15 protein-coding genes are annotated in these 23509 nt (G+C 70.7%); 8 read left to right on the forward strand and 7 right to left on the reverse strand.

Annotation, left to right across the window (positions count from 1 at the left end; all coding sequences use genetic code 11):
- Position 1 precedes the first annotated feature (1 nt).
- From ACH4S9_RS31610 to ACH4S9_RS31620, 3 genes are read left to right on the forward strand one after another with little or no spacing between them, the layout of a single operon-like run.
- On the forward strand, positions 2 to 1303 hold the full coding sequence (locus tag ACH4S9_RS31610) for a glycosyl hydrolase (RefSeq protein ID WP_398374953.1): 1302 nt from the start codon (positions 2 to 4) through the stop codon (positions 1301 to 1303).
- Positions 1290 to 3581, forward strand: coding sequence for a glycoside hydrolase family 3 protein (locus ACH4S9_RS31615; RefSeq protein ID WP_398374954.1), 2292 nt, complete (start codon positions 1290 to 1292; stop codon positions 3579 to 3581). The genes ACH4S9_RS31610 and ACH4S9_RS31615 overlap by 14 nt, the downstream gene beginning before the upstream one ends.
- Before the next feature lie 17 nt (positions 3582 to 3598).
- A complete protein-coding gene (locus tag ACH4S9_RS31620) occupies positions 3599 to 6268 on the forward strand; it encodes an endo-beta-N-acetylglucosaminidase (RefSeq protein WP_398374956.1) in 2670 nt (889 codons plus the stop codon).
- Positions 6269 to 6317: 49 nt separating this feature from the next.
- Here the strand turns inward: ACH4S9_RS31620 and ACH4S9_RS31625 are convergent, their stop codons facing one another.
- A complete protein-coding gene (locus tag ACH4S9_RS31625; protein WP_398374957.1) occupies positions 6318 to 10391 on the reverse strand; it encodes a Pls/PosA family non-ribosomal peptide synthetase in 4074 nt (1357 codons plus the stop codon).
- Positions 10392 to 10735: 344 nt separating this feature from the next.
- Between ACH4S9_RS31625 and ACH4S9_RS31630 the strand changes: the two genes are divergently transcribed.
- Positions 10736 to 12565 carry an FAD-binding dehydrogenase gene (locus ACH4S9_RS31630; protein ID WP_398374958.1) on the forward strand — a complete coding sequence of 610 codons (1830 nt, stop codon included), beginning with the start codon at positions 10736 to 10738 and terminating at the stop codon, positions 12563 to 12565.
- Positions 12566 to 12617: 52 nt separating this feature from the next.
- On the opposite strand, the gene ACH4S9_RS31635 is transcribed toward ACH4S9_RS31630, so the two are convergent.
- From ACH4S9_RS31635 to ACH4S9_RS31660, 6 genes are read right to left on the reverse strand one after another with little or no spacing between them, the layout of a single operon-like run.
- Complete coding sequence (locus tag ACH4S9_RS31635) at positions 12618 to 13334, reverse strand: sulfite exporter TauE/SafE family protein (RefSeq protein ID WP_311723945.1); 717 nt, start codon at positions 13332 to 13334, stop codon at positions 12618 to 12620.
- Positions 13331 to 14395, reverse strand: coding sequence for an ABC transporter ATP-binding protein (locus ACH4S9_RS31640; RefSeq protein ID WP_385343663.1), 1065 nt, complete (start codon positions 14393 to 14395; stop codon positions 13331 to 13333). Before ACH4S9_RS31640 ends, ACH4S9_RS31635 begins: the two co-directional genes overlap by 4 nt.
- Positions 14388 to 15401: an ABC transporter ATP-binding protein gene (locus tag ACH4S9_RS31645; protein WP_311723947.1), complete on the reverse strand. Its 1014-nt coding sequence runs from the start codon at positions 15399 to 15401 to the stop codon at positions 14388 to 14390. Before ACH4S9_RS31645 ends, ACH4S9_RS31640 begins: the two co-directional genes overlap by 8 nt.
- Complete coding sequence (locus tag ACH4S9_RS31650) at positions 15398 to 16378, reverse strand: ABC transporter permease (RefSeq protein WP_311723948.1); 981 nt, start codon at positions 16376 to 16378, stop codon at positions 15398 to 15400. Before ACH4S9_RS31650 ends, ACH4S9_RS31645 begins: the two co-directional genes overlap by 4 nt.
- A gap of 14 nt (positions 16379 to 16392) precedes the next feature.
- Complete coding sequence (locus ACH4S9_RS31655; RefSeq protein ID WP_358844748.1) at positions 16393 to 17322, reverse strand: ABC transporter permease; 930 nt, start codon at positions 17320 to 17322, stop codon at positions 16393 to 16395.
- Position 17323: 1 nt separating this feature from the next.
- Positions 17324 to 18919, reverse strand: a complete 1596-nt coding sequence (locus ACH4S9_RS31660) for an ABC transporter substrate-binding protein (RefSeq protein ID WP_398374960.1) — start codon at positions 18917 to 18919, stop codon at positions 17324 to 17326.
- Positions 18920 to 19214: 295 nt separating this feature from the next.
- Here ACH4S9_RS31660 and ACH4S9_RS31665 point away from each other — a divergent pair, with 295 nt between their 5' ends.
- The 4 genes from ACH4S9_RS31665 to ACH4S9_RS31680 are packed head-to-tail and all read left to right on the forward strand — an operon-like array spanning position 19215 to position 23506.
- Positions 19215 to 20183, forward strand: coding sequence for a 2-hydroxyacid dehydrogenase (locus tag ACH4S9_RS31665; protein WP_398374962.1), 969 nt, complete (start codon positions 19215 to 19217; stop codon positions 20181 to 20183).
- Positions 20184 to 20241: 58 nt separating this feature from the next.
- A complete protein-coding gene (locus ACH4S9_RS31670) occupies positions 20242 to 21516 on the forward strand; it encodes a glucarate dehydratase family protein (RefSeq protein WP_398374964.1) in 1275 nt (424 codons plus the stop codon).
- A gap of 7 nt (positions 21517 to 21523) precedes the next feature.
- Positions 21524 to 22522, forward strand: coding sequence for a 2-hydroxyacid dehydrogenase (locus ACH4S9_RS31675; RefSeq protein WP_358844744.1), 999 nt, complete (start codon positions 21524 to 21526; stop codon positions 22520 to 22522).
- A 42-nt stretch (positions 22523 to 22564) separates the two neighbouring features.
- The gene (locus ACH4S9_RS31680; RefSeq protein ID WP_398374966.1) at positions 22565 to 23506 is read left to right on the forward strand and encodes an NAD-dependent epimerase/dehydratase family protein; all 942 of its coding nucleotides are present in this window, start codon (positions 22565 to 22567) and stop codon (positions 23504 to 23506) included.
- Positions 23507 to 23509: the final 3 nt, after the last annotated feature.

Consider the following 23509-nt stretch of genomic DNA (forward strand, 5'->3'; position numbering starts at 1 on the left):
AATGCTGAGGTTTGGAGTCAACTACACGCCTTCTCAGGACTGGTTCTACTCCTGGCTGGCCCCCGACCGGGAGGTCACCCGCCGCGATATGAAGGCCCTGGCCGGCCTGGGCATCGACCATGTACGCATCCTGCCGCTGTGGCCCGTGGTGCAGCCGAACCGGACCCTGATCCGCCGCCGCGCACTCCAGGACATCCGCGAGTCCGTGGAGATCGCCGGAGAGGCCGGTCTCGACGCCAGTGTCGATGTGCTGCAAGGACACCTGTCCGGCTTCGACTTCGTACCGAGCTGGCTGGCGAACTGGCACCGGCGCAGCATGTTCAGCGACCCCGATGCCATCGCCGCCCAGGCCCTGCTGGTCGAGGCGTTCGAGGAGCACCTGCACGACCTGCCCAACTTCCTCGGACTGACCCTGGGGAACGAGGTCAACCAGTTCACCTCGGCGGTGCACCCCAACCGGATGTCCGCCACGACACAGCAGGTGACGTCCTGGCTGGACGCCCTGCACGGCACCGGGCCGCGCGACCCCCGCCACTTCCGGCTCAACGCCGAATACGACGCCGTCTGGTACGCCGACGACCACGCCTTCGTCCCGGCCCACTCCAGCCGGCACGGCCAGATGAGCGTGGTGCACTCGTGGATCTTCAACGGGACCGCGCAGGGCTATGGCCCCATGTCCCACGAGAGCGTCCACCACGCCGCGTATCTGGTCGAGCTGTCACGCGCCTTCGCCCTCGACCCCGCCCGCCCGGTGTGGCTCCAGGAGGTCGGGGCCCCGCTCAACCACCTCACCGAGGACCAGGCGCCCGACTTCTGCGAGCAGACGGTACGGGCGGCGGCCGACAGCGAGGCGCTGTGGGGAGTCACCTGGTGGTGCTCGCACGACGTGGAACGCAGGCTCGGGGACTTCCCGGATCTGGAGCACAGCCTGGGCCTCATCGACGCCGATGGCCGGGTGAAGCCGATCGGACGGCGCTTCGCCGCACTCGCCGAGGAGCTCCGGGACCGGCCCCGCCCCGCGCCTCGCCGAGAGGCCGTCGTGGTCCCGGTCGACGGCGAGGACGTCCCCGTCTCCCGCGCCGAACTGTCCCCGGGCGGCGGTGTGTTCGAGGCGTGGATGCGACGTGCCCGCGCCGGGGCGCGCCCCGCCCTGGTCACCTCCGCCACCGCCGCCGACCCGGGCGCCCTCAGCGCGCGCGGAATCGAATCCCTCGTCCACGCCGAGCCGACCGGGCGCACCTTCTACAGCTCGGTCAGCGACGCGGAAGTACTCAACCGGACTCACACGCATGCCGAACACTGAACACGCGGGCGCCCCCGCGCCCGCCGCCGTCGAACGCGTCCTCACCCAGCTGTCCCCGCGGGAGAAGGTCGGCCAGCTCAACCAGCGGCTGTACGGCTGGCAGGCCGTCGAGCGCGCCCCCCGGGGCGGCTTCCGGCTCACCGACCGGGCCCGCGCCGAGATCGACCGATGGGGCGGCCTCGGGGCGCTGTACGGGCTGTTCCGCGCCGATGCCTGGTCGGGCCGCTCGTGGGCCGACGGCATCCGCCCCGAGGAGCGCGCCGAGGTCGCGGCCCTGGTCCAGAACGAGGTGGCCCGGGTCGGCCGCCACCGGATCGGGGTGCTGCTCTCGGAAGAGGCACCCCACGGCCACCAGGCCCTCGGCGGGACGCTGTTGCCCACGAACCTGGCCGTCGCCGCGGGCTGGGACCCCGACTCGCTGACCGAGGCCGCGGCGGCGGTGGCCGCGGAACTCGCGGCGAGCGGCGTGCATCTGGCCCTGGTCTCGGCGCTCGACCTGCTGCGCGACCCGCGCTGGGGGCGGGCGGAGGAGTGCTTCGGCGAAGACCCGCTGCTGGCCGCCGAACTCACCCGCGCCGTGGTGACGGGAATGCAGGGCGGGCCGGGCGGCCCGCGGGGCGCCGGCGGCGTCGCCGTGGTGCTCAAACACCTGGCGGCCCAGGGCGAGGCGGTCGGCGGGCGCAACGGCCAGTCCGCCGTCATCGGCCGCCGCGACCTGCACGAACTGCATCTGCCGAGCGTCCGGGCGGCGGTGGAGGCGGGGGCGCTGGGCTTCATGGCCGCCTACAACGACATCGACGGCGTGCCCTGCTGCGCCAACCGCGAGCTGCTCACCGGCTTCCTGCGCGCCGAGTGCGGGTTCGACGGCATCGTCATGGCGGACGGCCTCGCCGTGGACCGGCTGGTCGCGATGGCCGGAAGCCCGACGGCCGCGGCCGTGGCCGCCCTCGAGGCGGGCGTGGATCTCTCGCTGTGGGACGAGTCCTTCGCGCTGCTGGAGTCGGCCGCCGCCGAGGACACCCGGGTGGCCGAGCTGGTGGACGCCGCCTGCCGCCGGGTGCTCACCCTCAAACACCGCCTGGGCCTCCTGCCGGAGGAGGCGAACGGCGCCGAAGGACAGGCCCCGCCGGCCGGGCGGGAGCGGCTCGAGCCGGCCTTCCGTACGACGGACCGGCTGTCCCGGCGCCTGGCCCGGCAGTCCCTGGTCCTGCTGCACAACCCGGACCGGCTGCTGCCGCTGGCCCCGCGCTCCCTCACCAAGGTGGTGCTCGCCGGCCCCAATGCCCGCGAGGTCACCGCGATGCTGGGCGACTACGTGCCGCCACTCCCCGAGCGGTCGGCCGTACCGCTGGAGCACGCGCTGCGTCAGGCGCTGCCCCACGCCGAGCTCGTGTGCCCGCCCGGCCTGCCCTCGCAGGCCGACCTGAGCGGCGCCGATGTCGTGATCCTCGCCCTCGGCGGCACCAGCCACCGCGCCTACGACGACGGCTTCGCCGCCAACGGGGCCGTCTCGGGCCCCGCCTCCGTGGCGACCGCCGGAGAGGGTGTCGACCTCGCGGACGTGTCCCTGCCAGGCGGCCAGGACGACCTGGTGGCCGCCGTGCGCGCCCGGTCCGACTGCCCCGTCGTCGCGGTGGTCATCGCGGGCCGGCCGCATGTGCTCACCGCCGTGACGGACCATGCCGATGCCGTGCTGTGGGCCGGCTACCCCGGCCCGCACGGCGCCGAGGTCATCAGCGACGCGCTGCTCGGCGGCTGTGAACCGGTGGGCCTGCTGCCGTTCACCGCGCCCCGCCACCCCGGCGCGGTGCCGGTGCGCTACAACGACCGTCACTCAGCCGCCGGCGTCTACCGGGACGCGCCCGACCCCGTGCTGTTCTCCTTCGGGTTCGGGCTGCGCTACACCAGCGTCGGATTCGACCGCCTCACCGCCGAGGTGTCCGGGCGATCGGTGCGCGTCGAGGTGGACGTCACCAACCCCGCCCCCACCGAAGCCGAGGTCATCACGCCGCTGTTCGGTCACCGCACCGGCGGGGCGGTGCTGCCCCGGCGACGCGAACTGCTCGCCTTCCGCCGGGTCACCGTCCCGCCGCGCACCCGCGTCACCGTCGCCTGGGACCTGCCCGCCGAGCGCTGCTTCGCCGAGGGCGCGACCGCCGCCCAGGCCCGCACCGACCTGTACGTGATGGATCTGGGCACCACGATCCGCCCGTACGCCACCCCCCTGGCCGACACCACCCAGGTTGTCGGCCCTGCAACCCAGGCCGGACCACACTAGGGAAAGCGAGGAAAGGCATGGCACGACCACACGACACCAGAAGACGGGCCTCGGCCCGTGCACGTACCAGTGTCCTGGCAGCGGCACTGGCCCTGACCCTGGGCGCCGGCACCGCCCTGGCCAGTGACACCCTCCCCTGGCCGGGAGAGAGCGCCGTCGGAGCCAACCAGCCCTACCAGCACGGCTACTCCTCCACCGATCTGCTGCGGTGGAACCCGGCGGACGACACCGACGCCGAGCTGCTGCGCGCCAAGGTGCCGCTCCAGACCCGGATCGCCCCCAACGCCAAGACCCAGCGCAACCCGGCGCTGCCCGCCGGCACCCAGCAGCTCACCCTCGCGGGCGACTACGGCAACGCCTTCTTCGAGAGCCACCCGTACACCAACGAGTTCAGCCAGTACCTCTTCAACTACTGGCAGTACTCCGACGTGTACGCCTCCTGGCACGGCATGCCCACCGAGGGCGTGCCCGTGAACTACTACGACCCCAATCTCGACTGGAAGGAGAAGTGGTTCGAGTTCGGGGCGGTCAACCTGCCCAACCCCGGCTACACCAACGCCGCGCACGCGAACGGCGTGCGGTCGCTGGGCTGCATCTTCTTCTCCCCGAACGACCGCGGCGACCAGGCGTACTCCGAACTGCTCGTCCGGGACGCCGACGGCGGCTTCCCGGCCGCCGCGAAGCTCGTCGAGGTCGCCAAGTACTACGGCTTCGACGGCTACTTCTTCAACCAGGAGGACTCGGTCGCCCCGGCCGACATCCCCGCCTTCAAGCAGTTCCTCAAGCAGCTGCGCGACGGCGGCATGTATGTGCAGTGGTACGACTCGATCGACAACTCCACGGGCCGGGTCTCGTACCAGAACGAGTTCAACTCGGTGAACGCTCCCTTCGTCCGGGACAAGGCCGTGGGGGACGTGTCCGACTCCGTCTTCCTCAACTACTGGTGGGACAAGTCCAAGCTCACCCGGTCCAAGAGCTACGCCGAGAGCGTGGGTCTCGACCCCCGCAAGAGCGTGTTCGCCGGTGTCGAGGCCGGCATGTACCAGTTCGACCAGCCGTACAACCTCGACAACAACCTCGGCGCCGACGGCAGTCCCATGAACGCCATCGCCACGCTGGGAGCCGACTTCGTCTCCTCCGACTACGCCAACAAGACCGACGACAAGGCCCAGTCGACGGTCTTCGACCGGGAACGCCGCTGGTGGACCGGGTCGTCCCAGGGGTCCACCACGCCGGAGGGCAGCTGGAAGGGCATATCGAAGTACATCGCCGAACGCTCGGTCATCAAGGGCAGCACCTTCGCGACGTCCTTCAACACCGGACACGGCCTGTCGACCTGGAGCGACGGCAAGCTCTCCAATGACGCCGAATGGGGCAACATCAACCTCCAGGACATCCCGGTGACCTGGCAGTGGTGGGTCGACGCCGCGAGCTCGCCGCTCAAGGCCGACTTCGACTACGGCCCCGAGTACACGCCCGCCGGCCGCTTCTCGTACCAGAAGATCGGCGCCTACAACGGCGGCAGCTCCCTGGTCCTCAGCGGCAAGCTCGACAGCGACAACACCGTGCGCCTGTACAAGACCGACCTGAGCGTCAAGGCGGAGTCGACACTTTCCCTGACCTACAACAAGCCCTCGGCGGACGACGACTCCCAGCTCCGGCTCGCTCTGGTGCTGGCCTCCGACCCCGACAAGGTGGTGCAGGTGCCGCTGACCGGCACCGGCAAGCGCACCGACGGCTGGAGCACCGTCTCCGCCGACCTGTCGGACTACGCCGGCGAGCGCATCGCCTCCCTCGGCCTCGTCGTGGCCGCGGGCGCGCAGCCGATCGAGAACTACCAGGTCAACCTGGGCGCCCTCGCGCTGCACGACGGCGTGGACCGCACCCCGGCCAAGCCCGAGAAGCTGCGCATCGACCAGCTGCTGCCCGACAGCGACGAGCTGTTCCTGTCCTGGCAGCGAAGCGACTACGACACGGTGCGCCGCTACGACGTCTACCTGGACGACACCTACCTCGGCGGCATCTACGACGACGTGTTCTACGTCAAGCGATTCACCGCCACATCGGGGAAGCTCAAGCTGGTCGCGGTCGGCCCCGACGGGTCCCGGAGCAAGCCCGCGACGGTGTCCTTCGACCTGTCCACGGCCCCGTCCGGCGTGACCGCCAAGGCGGCGGCCGACGGCACGCTGAAGGCGGCGTGGACCCCGAGGCAGACCGGTCAGCCCCTCACCGTGGAGGTCCGCGGCCTCGATTCGTCCAAGCCCTTCACCAAGAAGGTCACGGTGCCGGGCAAGCAGACGGGCGCGACCCTGACCGGCGTACCCGTCAACGGGGACGAGTACCTTCTCACCGTGAAGACCGAAGACGGCACGGCGACCGGCGTGCGCGGCACGTTCGCCGACGCCGAGGTCGGCGCTTACCCCGCCTCAGCCGTGAAGATCGCGGGGAACACCTTCACCTTCTCCCGCCCGACCCTTCCGGACTGGCACACGCTGACCGTCCTGGAGGACGGGCAGCCGAAGTCGTTCGCCACGACGTACGGGTCGGGCGGCAAGCCGTATATCGTCCGCGGCCGCACCACCCGTGCGGCGATGACGGTGACCATGTCCAGCTCCACCAGTAAGGTCGTCGCCGTACTGGAGGACTACGCGGGCAACAAGGTCTCGACGGTGCTGCGCGGCAGCTGACCAGCGGGTTTGCGGGAGACGCCTTCCCGCCCGGGAGGACGAGGCCGGTTCACGGCCCCTGTCCCCCCGGCGGGAGGGCGCTCTCGACCGCCGGGTTGCCGCGCCACTCGGCGTGCGCCGGTACGTGTTCGCCCTTCATCAGGAAGGAGTCGGCGTCGATGCGGGCGTCGTCGCCGATGACGACGCCGTAGTGCAGGAAGGCGCTGGTGCCGATCGTGCAGCGGTTGCCGACGACGACGTGGTCGGACTTGAAGACACCTTCTTCGAGGGAGTGTGCCTGGATGATGCTGCCCGCGTTGAGGACGCAGTCGTCGCCCACCCGGGTGAGGGTCCGCTCCAGGATCCGGCAGCCGTCGTCGAAGACCCGGTGTCCCATGCGGACGCCGAGCAGCCGCCAGATGGCGGGCTTGAAGGGGGTGCCGTTGAAGAGGGCGAGGTAGTGGATGGTCGGCACCTTCCAGTACCGCTCGTGTCGCCAGAAGGGCCGCTCGTAGACGGAACAGAACCGTGGCCGCAGCTGGCCGAAGCCCAGCAGGGCCCGTTCGACCGCGACGAAGAAGGCGACCGTGAAGACGAGCTCGAGCAGGATCGTGCCGAATGTCTCCAGCCAGTACAGCCCTTTGCTGTTGGCCAGCGGGAGCATGGCGATCAGCAGCAGGCCATAGATGTAGAGGCATCGCACGGCCAGGAACAGGGCCATGGTCACGGCGTTGTGGCGGTTCTTGGCGGCGAGGCGGCGCCGGAGCTCAGGTCCCGTGGTGAGGTGGTCGAAGCGGCGGTCGCGCTCGACGGAGCGAGGAATCTCGATGGGGGGCGAGCCGAGCAGCCCGGTGTTCTCCCTGAGCGGACCGCTGACCGGGACCATGACCTTGGTGGCCAGCAGACAGTTGTCGCCGGTCCTGCCGCCGGCCGGATAGACGATTTTGTTGCCCAGGTAGTTGTGGTTGCCGATGACGGCCGGTGCGGTGCGGAAGGAGGTGCTGGAGAACTCGGCGTTCGCGATGGACAGCCCGTCGGAGACCATGCTCCCGGTGCCGACGCGGCTGAGCGTGGGCACCTCGTGTTTGAGCATCGCGCCGAAGTTGGTCCCCGTCTGCTGGACCGGTGCCAGACGGTAGCCGAGGGCCTTGAGGTAGTGCACGATCGCCGAGCTGTCGCCGAACAGGGCGATGTGGAAGCGGATATTGGCCAGCCGGGCGACGGTGCGCTGAAGTGCGAACCGCGCCCCGTACAGCGGGTAGACCGTGTCCGGCCTGAGGGGAAGGGACAGCATGCGCGAGAGGGCCGGGATGAGGACCGACCCCAGGAGGGCGAGGCCGAAGACCGTGGCCGCCGCGATCTCCAGCCCCTCGGCGTAGTACGCCCAGTGTCCCGGGCCGACCGCTCCGGTGACCGTGTGGATCAGCGCGGGCCGTGAATCCAGCAGCGCGGCGACGGCCACGTCCGCCACGCCCACGGTGGTCGACAGCACCAGCAGCAGTACGAGGCAGTGGCACACGCGCCGCAGCCGGCCGCAGCGCCCCGGCGGAACGGTGAGGTAGTCGCACCCGTCCGGCGCGGGCTGGGCGGGCGAGCCGTACCAGCACTGCCCGGCCGGTACCGACTGGCCTTCGTGCAGCGAGGAGGCATGGCCGAGCTGGGCTCCGTCGCCGAGGCGGGTGCCGATGTCGAGCGTGCTGCGCTCGCCGACGAAGGCGGCGCGGCCGATGGACACCGGGCCGGTCTCGATGACCCCGTCGCGTGCCCGGTAACCGTTGAGGAAGGTGTCCTTGCGGATCACGGTGTCGGCCCCGACGGTCAGCAGGTCGGTGCAGACCGGCACCCACCGGGTGAAGATCAGGGTGCGTGGGCCGATCTTGGCCCCGAGCGCCCGCAGATACAGCGTGAACAGCGGCGTTCCGACGGCCAGTCGGGCCACCGGGTTGGCGCCGACCAGGGTTCTGACACACCAGAAGCGGAAGTAGGCCATGCTCCACAGCCGGATGCGCGTCGGTTTCCACCGCCCGATGAGAGTCCACTTGGCGGCGATCGGCAGCAGCGCCGCGCAGACCAGCGCCGCGGCCCCGAGGGCGACCGCGCGCTCGTAGACACCGAACCACCCCTGCCCCCGCGCCATCCAGCCGGTTCCCACGTCCAGCGCCACCGCGGCCAGGCACGCGTACCCCAGGAACACCAGGCCCTGAAGGATCGCGCACAGCATGTACCGGGGTGTGCCCACGGCCGGAGCGTCCGGCTGCCGCGGTACCCGGTCCGGCACGGTCCGGGCGGGGGGTGGCACATCTCTCAGGGCGGTGGCGAGACCGCGCACCGTGGGATGCAGATAGACGTCCTTCATCGACACACCGGGCAGGTCCGGACGCTCGCGGACGGCCGCGTTGAAGCGTGCCATCAGCAGGGAGTTGGCCCCGAGGTCGTCGAAGAAGTGGCTGTCCACGGAGACCCGCTCGACCTGGAGGACCCCGGCCAGCAGCTCGGCCAGCGCCCGTTCGGCAGCGGTGCGCGGCGCCGTGTAGTCGCCCTGCGCGGTGAGCCGGCGCGGGCCGGTCGGCTTCGGCAAGTGTTGGCGATCGGCCTTGCCACCGGGCAGCGTCGGTATCGAGGCGAGGTGTTCGAGATAGGCGGGGACCATATAGCCGGGCAGCCGTTCCCGCAGGTGCGCCACGGCCTGCTCGGGGTCCACGGCCATGCCCTCGCAGGTGGTGTAGTAGGCGCACAGCTCCATGTTCCCCGGGGTGGTTTCCTGGCCGCTGACCACCGCTTGGGCGATTCCGGGCATGCGCAGCAGCACCGACTCGATCTCGGTCGGCTCGACGCGATATCCACGGATCTTGACCTGGGTGTCGATCCGGCCGTGGTGCTCGATCTCGCCGTGTGTGTTGATCCTGCCCAGGTCCCCGGTGCGGTAGATCCTGCCGGAGGGGTTGCCGGGGATATCGAGAAAGTCCGGCACGAAGGCGTGTTCCGTCACCTCGGGCCGGTTGAGATAGCCGCCGGCCAGCCCGATGCCGCCGATCGCGATCTCGCCCATCGTGCCCGGTGGCAGGGCCGTGTCCCGCTCCGGATCGAGGACGGCGATCGAGTACGTCGGCAGCGGGACACCGATCGTCACCGGCCGGCCGGCGGCCAGCAGGGTCCAGGTGGCCGTGACGGTCGCCTCGGTCGGGCCGTAGACGTTGAGGAAGCGACGGTCGGGCCGGCACCAGCGGGTGACGAGGTCCTGCGGGCAGGATTCCCCGGAGACCAGCAGAAACCGCAGCGTTGAGGTGTTCTCGTCCAGCGTGGCCAGCAAGGTGGGAACGCAGCACAGGGCCGAGATCCGCCGTTCGCGCAGAAAGGCGTCCAGCTCGGCACCGAGCAGGCTCGGCCCCTGGGGCCTGGGCACCACGGTGGCACCGGCCATCCAGGGCACCCATGTCTCCTCGACCGAGAAGTCGAACGCGATGGTCATCCCCTGGTAGACCCGGTCCTCGGACCTGATGCCATAGACCTCCGAGGCCACCGACACGAAGTTGCACACCGCGGGGTGTCCGATGGCCACCCCCTTCGGGCGGCCGGTGGATCCGGAGGTGTAGATGACGTAGCAGAGGTCGTCGGCCGGGTCCCCGACAGACAGTGGATCGAGGCGCTCGGGGGACTGCGCCGCGATCCCCGCCCGCGCCCGGTCCAGACACAGCAGCCCGACGCCGTCCGCGAGACGTTCCGCCCGTTCGGCGAGCCGGGAGAGCGACAGGACCATGCGCAGGGAGGCGTCGGAAGCGATGTACGACAGACGATCCGGCGGAAACCCGACGTCGAGGGGCACATACACGGCGTGCGCCTTCAGCACGGCCAGCATCCCGGTGTAGGCGTCCACCGCCTCGTCGAGCAGCAGCCCGATCCGGTCGCCCGGCCGTATGCCCTCGGCCATCAGGAAACGGGCGAGCCGGTTGGCTTCGGCGTCCAGTTGCGCGTAGGTCAGGGCCACCTCACCGGCGTCCACCGCGAGCCGGTCCCCGTCCCCCTGCGCGCGCATCCGGTCGCAGCGCTCCTCGAACAACCGCTCAAGCCGGTCGCCGTTCCGCCACTGGACGGAACCGTCCCATCCGGCGCAGGTGAGCAGCCCGTCCGGGCGCCCCTGCGACATCGGCGCCCAGTCACCCGGCGCCCCCCGCTCACCCGCATCGTTCCGGCCACGTCCCGACATAAGGCCTACCTCATGGCGTATCGACAAGGGGAGCCCATAAAGGGCTTTTAGGTCGAGGTACCCCTTTTGTTTGGCGTCACACTGCTCCTGCCGCGGTGGCCGGAATCCCCGCCTTTCCGTCGACGGAGCGCGACGGACAGGTCACCGTCCGCTGTGGCGGCCGGTGCGTGACGCAGCACTCTGGCGGCCGGACACCCCCTGGGCTACCGTCGGTAACACCCTGCCGCCTCGGTAGTCCCACGCACATCTCCCGCGCCCTCGGCACCCCTTCCGGAAGGCAGCCCATGGAGAACCTCAGAGCAAGCTCCGCAGCGCAGCACGGGCCCGGCTCGGAGCCCCCCGCCGGACTCACCCGCCGCCATGCCCTGACGGTGGCGGGCGGCGTGCTCGCCGGCGCGGCGCTCGCCCAGGCGGCGGTCCCGGCCTTCGCCGCGCCCGCGGCGTCGGCGGACGCGGACGCGATCGTGGTGGGCCACGGGCTGGCCGGGCTGGTCGCGACAGCCGAGCTGGCCGCTGCGGGACGCAAGGTGCTGCTCCTGGACCAGGAGCCGGAGAGCAATCTGGGCGGGCAGGCGTTCTGGTCCTTCGGCGGCCTGTTCTTCGTGGACTCCGACGAGCAGCGGCTGATGGGCATCAAGGACTCGCGTGAACTGGCCTGGCAGGACTGGCTGGGCACGGCCGGCTTCGACCGGGGGATCGACGACCCGGCCGGCCAGGACCACTGGGCGTACAAGTGGGCCGAGGCGTATGTGGACTTCGCCGCCGGCGAGAAGCGGTCCTGGCTGTACGGCCTGGGCGTGCGCTGGTTCCCGATCGTCGGCTGGGCCGAGCGCGGTGGTGGACTCGCGGACGGGCACGGCAACTCGGTGCCCCGCTTCCATGTCACCTGGGGCACCGGACCGGCCGTCGTCGAGCCGTTCGAGAAGAAGGTGCGGGACGCGGCGGCGGGCTCCAAGGTGACCTTCAAGTTCCGGCATCGCGTCGACGGCATCGTGACGACCGGCGGCGCCGTCACCGGCGTACGCGGCGCGGTCCTGGAGCCGAGCGACGCCGCGCGCGGCAAACCCAGCTCCCGCACCGTGGTGGGCGAGTTCGAACTCCGCGCCCCTGTCGTGATCGTCACCTCCGGCGGCATCGGCGCCAACCACGACCTCGTACGGCAGAACTGGCCGGCCCGACTCGGCACCCCGCCGAAGTTCATGGTCACCGGCGTGCCCGCGCATGTGGACGGCCGCATGCTCGCCATCACCGAGAAGGCGGGCGGACGGATCGTCAACCCCGACCGCATGTGGCACTACACCGAGGGCCTCAGAAACTACGACCCCATCTGGCCCGGCCACGGCATCCGCATCCTGCCCGGCCCGTCGTCCATGTGGTTCGACGCCACCGGCAAGCGCTTCAACACGCCCGACATCCCCGGGTACGACACCCTGCACACCCTCAAGTCGATCACCGACTCCGGCCATGACTACTCCTGGTTCGTCACCACCCAGAAGATCATCGCCAAGGAGTTCGCGCTCTCCGGCTCCGAGCAGAACCCGGACCTCACCGAGAAGAACATCTGGAAGCTGCTGTCGCGGATCTGGCAGACCCCGGAGCCGATCGAGAAGTTCAAGGAGAGGGGGGCCGACTTCGTCGTCGCCTCCACGCTCCCCGAACTCGTCGCGGGCATGAACAGGCTCACCGGGGACGGCCTCATCGACCTGGCCGACCTCAAACGGCAGATCGACGCCCGGGACCGGGAGATCGACAACCCGTACACCAAGGACATCCAGGTCATGGGCATCCGCAACGCGCTCAGCTACCCCGGCGACTCGCTCAGCCGCACCGCCCCGGCCCACAAGATCCTGGATTCCGGCGCCGGGCCGCTGATCGCCGTGCGCCTCAACGTCCTCACCCGCAAAACGCTCGGCGGCCTCCAGACCGACCTCTCGGGCCGTGTCCTGGACAGCACCGGAACCCCCATACCCGGTCTCTACGCGGCCGGGGAGGTCGCGGGATTCGGCGGAGGCGGCGTCCACGGCTACCGCTCCCTGGAGGGCACCTTCCTCGGCGGCTGTCTGTTCTCCGGCCGGCAGACAGGACGCGCGGCGGCGGCCGCCACCGCGTCCTGAGGCCAGAACGCGGCGGGCGCCCGCGCGTGTCACGCCGGCGCCCGCGTGGGGGTCAGAGGAACTGCTGGATCACCAGGACGGTCGCGCTCGCCACCGCGAGCCCCATGGCGGCGGCCCTGGTGCGCCGCATGTCGAGTCTGCCGGACAGCGGGCGGGCGAGCAGCACACCGATCACCGCGGCCGGGGCCAGCAGGGCGGTGTACCGCAGGCTGTCCTTGTGCACGGCTCCCGTCGCCGCCAGCGAGGCCAGGCTCATCGCGGAGCCGGCCAGGAAGAAACCGCTCATCGTGGAGCGCAGCTTCGGGCCGCTCAAGCGCTGCCACACCATGGCCATCGGTGGCCCTCCGATGGAGGTGGCCGTGCCCATCACCCCCGACACCAGGCCGGCCAGCAGCACGGACCGCCGTCCCGGTCGCGGTACGAAGCCGCGCAGACTCACCGCGACGCCCAGGAGGACGACGCCGGCGACGAGGAACGCGAGGTGCCGGGCGGGCAGCACGGCGACCAGCGCCGCGCCGCCCACGACGCCCGGCACCCGGCCGACCAGCGCCCACCCCGCTCCTCGTATGTCCGCGTGTCCGCCTTCCAGCGCCACGACCGCGGCCGTGACCCCGGTGGCCAGCAGCAGGACCACCACCGGGGTGAGCGAGGGGTCCAGTATCGCGATCACCGGGGCGGCGAGCAGGCCGAGGCCGAAGCCGATGGCGACCTGGAGCAGCGACCCGATCGCCACGGTGATGAAGAGCAGGGTGAACTCCGGCAGGCTCATGCTCCCGTCGTCCCGATGCCCAGCGGGAAGTGGCACAGGGCCTCGTGCGCCTCCGGCCCGGTGTCCGCCGCTCCTTCGCGGGTGACCGCCAGGGGAGCGTGGTCGCCGCACCGGGCCTCGCTCTTCCAGCAGCGGGTGCGGAAGCGGCAGCCCGACGGAATGTCGAACGGGGAGGGGATCTCCCCGCGCAGCTGGATCTCCTCGTCGCGGGTCTGCCCGGAGACGTCGAGCGTGGGCGCGGCCGACATCAGGGCGGCGGTGTAGGGGTGCAGGGGCCGGTCGAAGACGTCTTCGGTGCGGCCGTGTTCGATGACCTTGCCCAGGTACATCACCGTCACCCGGTCGGAGACGTGCTTGACCACGGACAGGTCATGGGAGATGAACACATAGGAGACGCCGAGCCGTTCGCGCAGCTCGGAGAGCACATTGAGCACCTGGGCCTGCACCGACAGGTCCAGCGCGGACACGGGTTCGTCGCACACGATGAGGTCGGGGTCGAGCGCGAGCGCCCGCGCGATGCCGATGCGCTGCCGCTGCCCGCCGGAGAACTCGTTCGGGTAGCGGTGGGCGTCGCTCTCCCGCAGTCCGACCAGGGACAGCAGCTCACGCACCCGTCGTTCCCGGTCCTTTGCCGTGGGCACGATGTCGCGATGGGTGCGCCACGGCTCACCGATGAGGTCGGCCGCGGACATCCGGGCGTTGAGCGAGGCGAACGGGTCCTGGAACACCATCTGTACCCGGCGGCGCCAGGCCAGCAGCTCCTTGCCCTTGAGGGTGAACGGATCGGTGCCGTTGAAGCGCACCGTGCCCGAGTCGGGCCGCTCCAGCCCGAGCACCACCCTGGCCAGGGTCGACTTGCCGCATCCGGACTCGCCCACCAGGCCCAGGGTCTCGCCGCGCTCGAGCCGTACGTCGACTCCGTCCAGCGCGGTCAGGCGCCGGCGCCCGTGGCCGAACGACTTGGTGACGCCCTTGACCTCGAGCAGGGGTGGGGAGCCGGCCGGACCCCGTGGGTGTGTGGCGGTGGTTTCGGTGACGTGGATCCCCGATGTATCAGTCACGGTCGAGCTCCTCGGAGAAGTGGCAGGCGGCCGAGCGTGAGGCGCCGACGGACACCAGCTGAGGACGTTCCTCGGCACAGCGTTCCCTGGCCAGCGGGCATCTGGCCTGGAAGACGCAGCCGGGCGGGACCGCGCTGAGCTCGGGCGGGCTGCCCGGTACGGCGGGCAGCGGGCGGCCCCTCACGGCGTGTTCGGGAACGGAGTCGAGCAACCCCTTGGTGTAGGGGTGGCGGGGGCGGGCGAACACCTCCCGCACCGGGCCGGTCTCCACCACGTTGCCCGCGTACATGACCACCACGTCGTCGGCGCGCTGGGCGACCACCGCCAGGTCGTGGGTGATCAGGACGATCGCCATGTCCCGCTCGGTCTGGAGGTCCCGCAGCAGCCGCATGATCTGCGCCTGCACGGTGACGTCGAGCGCGGTCGTGGGCTCGTCGGCGATCAGCACATCGGGGTCGAGGGCCACGGCCATCGCGATCAGCAGCCGCTGGCGCATCCCCCCGGAGAACTGATGCGGGTACGAGCGGGCCCGCAGTCGCGGCTCGGGGATCCCGACCCGGGTCATCAGCTCGATCGCCTTCTCCCCGGCCTCGCGCCGCGACATCCCGCGGTGGATGCGGAACGGCTCGGCGAGCTGCCTGCCGACCGGCTGCACGGGGTTGAGCGCGGTCAGCGCGTCCTGGAAGACGATCGAAAGACCGGGTCCGGCGAGCTTTCTGCGGCCCGCCCGGCTCAGCCGCAGCACATCGGTGCCGGACACCCGCACGGAACCGTCCGTCACCTCGGCCACCGGGTCGAGCAGTCCGACGATGGACAGCGCGGTCATGGACTTCCCGCAGCCGGACTCGCCGAGCAGCGCCAGCGTGCGCCCCTTGTGCACGCTGAAGCTGACGTCGTCGACGGCGCGGACCGTGCCGGAGGGGGTGCGCAGCTCGACGCGGAGCCCCTCGACCTCGAGCGCGGCATGACCGGCCGCGGTGGGCGCGGACAGGGTTGACGGCTTCATGCGATGACCTCCGAGGGAACAGTGGCCCGGGCCCCGCGCCGCTTCTTGGGCAGCGTCAGACGCCAGCGCTGGGCGGGATCCGTGGCCAGGCGCACCCACGCGGCGAGCACCGTGGCCGACACCGTGGTGAGTACGATCGCGATGCCCGGCAGTACGGCGATCCACCAGGCGGTCTGAAGGTACTGGCGCCCCTGGGCCACCATCAGCCCCCAGCTCACATCGGGGGGCTGGATCCCGATGCCCAGGAAACTCAAGCTGGACTCGGTCAGCATGACGAAACAGAAGTCGAGCGTGGCCACCGTCAGCAGCGTCGGCAGCGCGATCGGCAGAATGTGCCGGTAGATGATCTGCCAACTCGGGGTGCCGAAGGTCCGGGCCGCGTCGACGAACAGGCGGCTTCTCAGCTCGGCCGACTCCGCGCGGGCGGTGCGCAGATAGACGGGGATGCGGGCGACGGCGAGGATCAGCACGATGTTCAGCGCGCTGGGCGCGAAGACGTAGAGCACGACCACCGCGATCAGCAGGGACGGGAAGCTGAGGATGACATCGGCGACGCGCATCGCGATGTTCTCGCGCCAGCCCCCGTGGTAGCCGGCCCACATCCCCAGCGTGGAGCCGATCAGCAGCGAGCACAGCACCGCGGGCACCGCGACGTACAGCGTCGTCCCGGCGGCCTCGATGAGCCGGGCCACCACGCTGCGGCCCAGCACGTCCGTGCCGAGCAGCCCGTAGAAGCCGTGGTCGAGGGACGGCGGGCGCAGCGAGGCGCGGAGGTCCTGGCGGGTCGCCCGGTCGCCGATGAACAGCCGGCCGAACAGCGCCACCAGGAACACCAGGGAGAGGATGACGGCGGCGACGGCCGCGCCCCGGTCCCTGCCGAGCAGCAGCCACCAGCGGGGCGGACGGGTGCGCGGCGCGGGGGTCTCCCCGGCGGGACGGTCAACAGCGTCGGCGGGACGGTCGACGGGGTCGGTCATGGTGGCTCCTTCGCTCACGCCGGCACCGCCTGGCGCACTCGGGGGTCGATCAAGGCGTGGCAGACGTCGACGAGGATGTTCAGCGCGAAGATCGTCACCGCGGTGATCAGGACGGCGGCCTGGAGCACGGCGAAGTCGCGCTGGAGAATCGAGTCGATCATGAGTTTGCCGATCCCCGGCCAACCGAAGATCGTTTCCACGATCACCGCGCCGTTGACCAGACCGACGGTGAGATCCCCGGCGACGGTCAGCACGGGCGTGACGGCGTTGCGCAGGGCGTGCCCGAACACGACGCGCCCGGCGCCGGCCCCCTTGCTGCGGGCGACCTTGACATAGGGCGCGGAGAGCGCGCCGACCATGCTGCCGCGGACCACCTGCACCAGCACGCCGAACGGGCGGATCAGCAGGGTGGCGATCGGCAGCACCCACACCTCGGGGCCGCCCAGGGTGCCGGAGGTCGGCAGCCAGCCCAGGCCCACCCCGAAGACGAGCACACCCATGATCGCGAACCAGAAGTCGGGGATGCTGGCCGCGATCATCGACAGCAGACCGGCGATCCGGTCGATGAGCGAGTTGGGCCGGTAGGCGGCGAGGCTGCCGATCAGCAGCGCGCCGAGGATCGCCAGCAGCATGGTCATGCCGGCGAGTTGGAGGGTGACGGGGAACGCGTCGAGCACCATGGTGGCGGCCGACTGCCCGGTGCGCAGGGACGTGCCGAAGTCGAACTGCACGGCCTGGGTGAGGTAGTCCCACAGCTGCACCGGGATGGAGTCGTCGAAGCCGTGCGCGGCGGAGAAATCGGCGCGCTGCTGCGGGGTGGCGCTCAGCGGCAGGTAGAGGTCGACCGGGTTGCCGGTCAGGCGCGCCAGGCAGAACACGCCCAGCACCACGAACACCAGGGGAATCGCGCTGGAGATGATGCGCTTGCCCAGGAAGGAGGTCATATCAGTGCTTCCCCGCCTTCGCAGGGCTGACCTCGGCCAGCCGCATCTCGTCTCCGGTGGCGGAGTTGGGCCGGTACTGGACCGACGGCGACAGACCCAGCAGTCCGCGCATGTGGGCCAGGTAGGCGAACTGCGCCACTTCCTTGTTCTGATAGGCGAGCAGATCGGCGAAGGCCTTCTCACGGGCCTTGCCGGACAGCGCGTTCGCCGCGTCGATGCGCCGGTCCAGCTCCTTGGTGCCGAACGTGGACTGGGGGCCGTCGCTCAGCAGGTACTGGCTGGTGGTGAAGGCCGCGTCCCCGGCCTGGTTGCCGTGCTGGACCAGCATCGCGATCGGCCCCACACCGCGGGGCAGCGGACGCAACTGGTACTGAAGACTGGTGGCCGTGTCCGCCATGCGAATCCTTACGTTCAGCCCTATCTGTGCCATCTCGTACTGGAGGGCCTCGGCCGTCTCCGCGATTCCGGCGAACTGGCCGTTGCGTGCGACGAGGGTGATCCGCCGTTTGACGGGGACGCCGTCGGCGGCCGCCTCCTTGACCAGCGCACGGGCCTTGGCCGCGTCGTACGAGGGCGGGACGAGGTCGTCGTTGTGGCCCACCACACCGGGTGGGACGAGTTGCGCGGCGGGCTTGGCCTTCCCATCGAGTAGGGCATCGATGATGCCGTCGCGGTCGATGGCCATGCCGATCGCCTTGCGCACCCGGATGTCATCGAGCGGTGCCTCGCGGCCGTCAAGACGCAGGGCGGTCGTCTCGTTGTTGGGGTAGGCGACCGAGTTCTCCTTGGTCGCGTCCATGGGGTCCAGCGAGGTGGTGATGTCGGCCTCGCCCTTGTTGATCATGGCGGCTCGGACACTGGCATCGCTGCGCCAGACATACGTGGCCCGGGGGTAGGCGGGGGCCTTCCCCCAGTACTTGTCGTAGCGGGCCAGGGAGATCGAGACACCGGTCTGCCACTCCTTGACGGCGTAGGGACCGGTGCCGATCGGTATGCGCACCTTGGCCCTGGAGTCGGTGGTGCGCGGCACGATCTCGATGAAGCTGAGCCGCAGCGGGAGGATGGGATCGGCCTTCTTGGTGGTGACGGTCAGCCGGGTGGGGGAGACGGCGCGCACAACGAGCTTCTCGTCGCCGAAGACATAGCCGTCCACATTGCAGGCGAGGTCGGAGTTGACGGCGCGGTCGATGGAGAAGGCGGCGTCTTTCGCCGTGAACGGCTGCCCGTTCTGGAAGGTCACACCGGAGCGGATGTCGAAGGTCCATGTCGTGGGCTTCGTCTGCCGCCAGCCGGTCGACAGCAGGGGTTCCAGCTTGCCCGAGGTGGGGTCCCGTTCGATCAGCGGTTCAGTGATGTTGGAGCGGACCACGACACCGGTCGCGGTTGTCGATGACTCGCAGGGCTCCAGGGTCGGGGGTTCCTGGGTGAGTACCACACGTAGGGTGCGGCCGTCCGCGCTGCCGGCGTCACCCGCGGCGTCGCTGTTCGCCACGGCGCACGCGCTGGTCAGCAGCATCGCGCCCGAGGTCAGGAGGGTGAGGACCGGGCGAACCCGGCCCGGTCCTCGGCGCGGGATGGAGCGTACGGAGGACTTCATCGTCGGCGTATCTCCGAAGGGGCTGAAGTGGTGCCGCCCGAGACGCGATTGTCGACATGGCTGTCCATACATGCGTACCCGGTCTGCATTTGTAAACGCCGAAGCTAAGGCTGAGGTGCGGGGGCGTCAAGAGATCTGACCAAAGCGACGTTTGACAACGCTGACCAGGTCGGGACGAGGCCCCCAGCTGCTCACATGATGCGGAGAAGGTATTGATCAATACACTTTGAGTCTTAGACAGGCATCGAAATCGGCCATACGCTCCCGGCCATTCCACAAGAACGGGAGTGGCCCCATGTCCTCAACTGGCAACGACGGCACTGACGGCACTGTTCTTCAGGTGTGTCCGCTGCTGCCGTCCCTGGAGACCGCGCTGGCCGAGCACCATCACACCGTGAAACTCGCGGATCTGCCCGACCCCGCCGCCTATCTGCGTGACCATGCCGGCGAGGTGGTGGCCGCCGTGACCAGCGCGCGGATCGGAGTGTCGAACGACCTGATGGACGCCCTGCCCGCGCTCCGCGCGATCGTCCACTTCGGGGTCGGCTACGAGACCACGGACGTCTCCCGGGCCCGCGCGCGTGGCATCGATGTCAGCAACACCCCGGACGTGCTCACCGACTGCGTGGCCGACCTCGCCGTCGGCGCCCTGATCGATGTGATGCGCCGCCTGTCGGCCGCCGACCGCTTCGTCCGCCGCGGCGCATGGGCCTCGGACGCCTTCCCCCTCGCGGCCAAGGTGAGCGGGAAACGCGTGGGCGTCCTCGGGCTCGGCAGGATCGGCCGTGCCATCGCGCGGCGGCTGGAGGGCTTCGGCGTGGAGCTCCTCTATTTCTCGCGCACGCCCGTCGAGGATGTGCGCTATCGCCGGGTGTCCTCGCCCACCGAGCTTGCCGCGGAATGCGACGCGCTGGTCGTGGCGGTCGCCGGGGGCGGCGCCACCCAGGGCCTGGTCTCGGCGGAGGTGCTCGAGGCGCTCGGCCCTCGGGGCTACCTGGTGAATGTCTCGCGGGGCAGTGTCATCGACGAGCCGGCACTGGTGGACGCCCTGGTGAACGGCGGAATAGCGGGCGCGGCGCTCGATGTGTTCGTGGACGAGCCCCACGTTCCCAAGGCCCTGCTGGACCTCGACACGGTCGTGCTGCTGCCGCATATCGCCAGTGCGACACACGAGACACGTGAGGCCATGGGCGAGCTCACGTTCCGCAATCTGCATCACTTCATGACCGAGGGCACGCTTGTCACGCCGGTACCGACGCATTGACAGCCATATCGCCACCTGTTTACAAATGAAGACACCAGCTACATATGAGGATGGTGTTATGGCCAGGCCGGCTGAACGCATCGCCGACGTCACCGTCACCCCGGTGGCGTTCCGGGACTACCCCCTGCTCAACACGGTGGGAGTGCACGAGCCGTACGCGCTGCGCTCCATCGTGGAAGTCACCACCGAGGGCGGCGTCACCGGCGTCGGCGAGACCTACGGCGGAACCGTGCACCTGGAGCGGCTGCGCCGGACCGCCGAGGATGTCGTCGGCATGGACGTCTGGAGCCTGAACGACCTGCTGCTGCGCACCCGTCGCGCGCTCGGTTCGGACACCTCCGGAGGGGACGGCATGTCCGGCATGGTCACCGGCAGCAGCACGGTGGACCGGGTCGTCTCCCCGTTCGACGTGGCCTGCCTGGACATCCAGGGCAAGCTGGTGGGACGGCCGGTCAGCGACCTCCTCGGCGGCGCCGTGCGCCCCAGCGTGCCGTACAGCGCCTACCTCTTCTACAAGTGGGCGGGACACCCGGACCAGCCGGACGACGACTGGGGCGCCGCGCTGGACCCGGAGGGACTGGTCGAACAGGCCCGTCGCATGATCGACCAGTACGGCTTCTCGTCCATCAAGCTCAAGGGCGGCGTCTTCCCCCCTGACGAGGAGATCGCCGCGATACGCGCCCTGCGGGCGGCCTTCCCCGACTTGCCGCTGCGGCTGGACCCGAACGCCGCGTGGAGCGTGGAAACCTCGCTGCACGTCGCGCGCGAACTCGACGGCACCCTCCAGTACCTGGAGGACCCGACCGAGTCCATCGCCAACATGGCGGCCGTGGCCGGGCAGACCGACACCCCCCTGGCGACCAACATGTGCGTCGTCTCCTTCGACGACCTCGCCCCCGCCGTCGCCCAGGGCGCGGTGGGCATCGTGCTGTCCGACCACCATTTCTGGGGCGGGCTGCGACGCTGCGCACAGCTCGCCGCGATCTGCGAGACCTTCGGCCTCGGCCTGTCCATGCACTCCAACTCCCACCTGGGCATCAGTCTCGCCGCGATGACCCATCTGGCCGCCGCCACGCCACGGCTGACCTACGCCTGCGACACACACTGGCCGTGGAAGCAGCCGGACGAGGACGTGATCGCCCCAGGAGTCCTGCGGTTCACCGAAGGGCGGGTCGAGGCGCCCACCGCCCCGGGGCTCGGCGTGGAGCTGGACCGGGACGCGCTCGCCCGGCTGCACCAGCAGTACCTCGACTGCGGGCTGCGCGACCGCGACGACACCGGCTACATGCGCCGCTTCGACCCCGCCTTCGAGCCCAAGACGCCCCGGTGGTGACCGCGCCATGCGCATCATGCTCAACCACCGCATCCTGAGCAGGTTCACCGAGCGGCTGAGGGCACTGACCGACGGCCGGCACGAGTGGCTCGAGGCCTCCGACTGGGACCCGGAGCGGATCGCCGGCGCGATCGCCGACGTCGACGTGTACGTCGGCTCACAGCTCGGCGAGGACGACGCGCGGCGGGCCCGACGGCTCCGTCTCGTCCACGTGGTCGGTGCGGGCTACGACGGCATCCCCCTGGAGGCGCTGGGGCCGGAGGTGACCGTGGCCAACACCCACCACCACGGCAGATCGATCGCCGAACACGTCCTGATGTGCGTGCTGATGCTGTCCCGGCGCGTGCTCACCGCCGATCGGGAGCTGCGCGCCGGGCGGTGGCGGAACGTCGCCGTCGACCCCACGCTGCCCTTCGGGGACACCCTGCGGGGGCGGCGCGTCGGCGTCATCGGCTTCGGGGAGACGGGGACGGAGATCGCCCGGCTGTGCCAGGCGGTCGGCCTGGGCGTGCGGGCCGTGCGCCGCGATCCATCGGCCCCCCTGCCGGCGGATCTGCGACCCGACTGGGTGGGCGGCACGGACCGGCTCCCGGAACTGCTGGCCGAGTCCGACGTCGTCGTGGTCACCGTTCCGCTGGGCCCCGCGACCCGCGGACTGATCGGACCGGCCGAACTGGCCGCGATGGGCCGCCACTCCCTCCTCGTCAATGTCGCCCGCGGCCCCGTGGTCCAGGAGGAGGCCCTGTACGAGGCGCTGTCGGCCGGCACCATCGCCGGCGCGGCCCTTGACGTGTGGTGGGCGGGCCCTCCGCACGCGCCGAGCCGCCTGCCGTTCCACACCCTGCCCAACGTGGTGATGACACCGCACAACTCCGGCCATACCGAGGAGACCTTCGCCTCCCGGGCCACGGAGATCGCGGCCAACATCACCCGCCTGGAACAGGGGAGTCCGCTCACCAACGTGGTACGCCCCGGCCGTGCGACCACGCCCCCGCTTCCCGGCTGACGCGGGCGCGAAGGCAACACGCGCTCGCGCTAGTGTGCGTGTGTGAGCCTTCATGTCGTGATGGGATTCGGGCCCGCCGGAGCCGCCACCGCCCGGCTGCTGGTCGAACAGGGTCATTCGGTACGGGTCGTCACCAGGTCCGGCCGAAGCCCGGAGCCGGGCATCGAGCACGTGGCGCTGGACGCGGCGGACACGGAGCGACTGATCGCGGCCGCGCGGGGCGCGGCCGCGATCCACAGCTGTGCCGCACCGCCCTACCACCGCTGGACGCGTGACTGGCCGCCGCTGGCCGCGTCGGTCTGCGCGGCGGCCGAGGAGACCGGGGCCGTGCTGGTCATGCTGGGCAACCTCTACGGCTACGGCCCGGTGGACGGCCCCATGACCGAGGCGCTGCCGCTCGCCGCGACCGGTCCCAAGGGGCGCGTGCGCGCCGCCGTCTGGGAGCAGGCGCTGGCACTGCACGAGCAGGGCCGTATCAAGGCGGTCGAGGTGCGGCCCTCGGACTTCTTCGGGCCCGGCGTGACCGACGGCGGACACCTGGCGGCCCGTGTCATGCCTCGACTGCTGCGCGGCAAACCGGTCTCCACGCTCGGGGACCCGGACGCCCCGCACAGCTGGAGCTATCTCCCCGATGTGGCCCGGGCCCTGGTCGAGGTCGCGGGGGACGAACGGGCCTGGGGGCGGGCCTGGCACGTGCCGACGGAGCCCGCGCTGTCCGTCCGGGAGATGGTCGGTCTCCTCGCCGCGCGGTCGGGAACGGGGCCGGTCGCGGTGCGCGGGCTGTCGCCGGCCGTACTGGGTCTCGCATCGGTCTTCTCCCCGCTGCTCCGCGAACTGAAGGAGATCCGCTATCAGTTCGACCGGCCGTTCGTGGTCGATTCGAGCGCTTACGAAGCAGAGTTCGCAGGACGGGCCACCCCACTCGACGAGCAGGTCGAGGCGACCGTGGACTGGTGGCGTGAGCGGCTGTCCGCCGCCGGGTGACAA

The sequence above is a fragment of the Streptomyces sp. NPDC021225 genome (assembly GCF_044332865.1).
Lineage (GTDB): Bacteria > Actinomycetota > Actinomycetes > Streptomycetales > Streptomycetaceae > Streptomyces.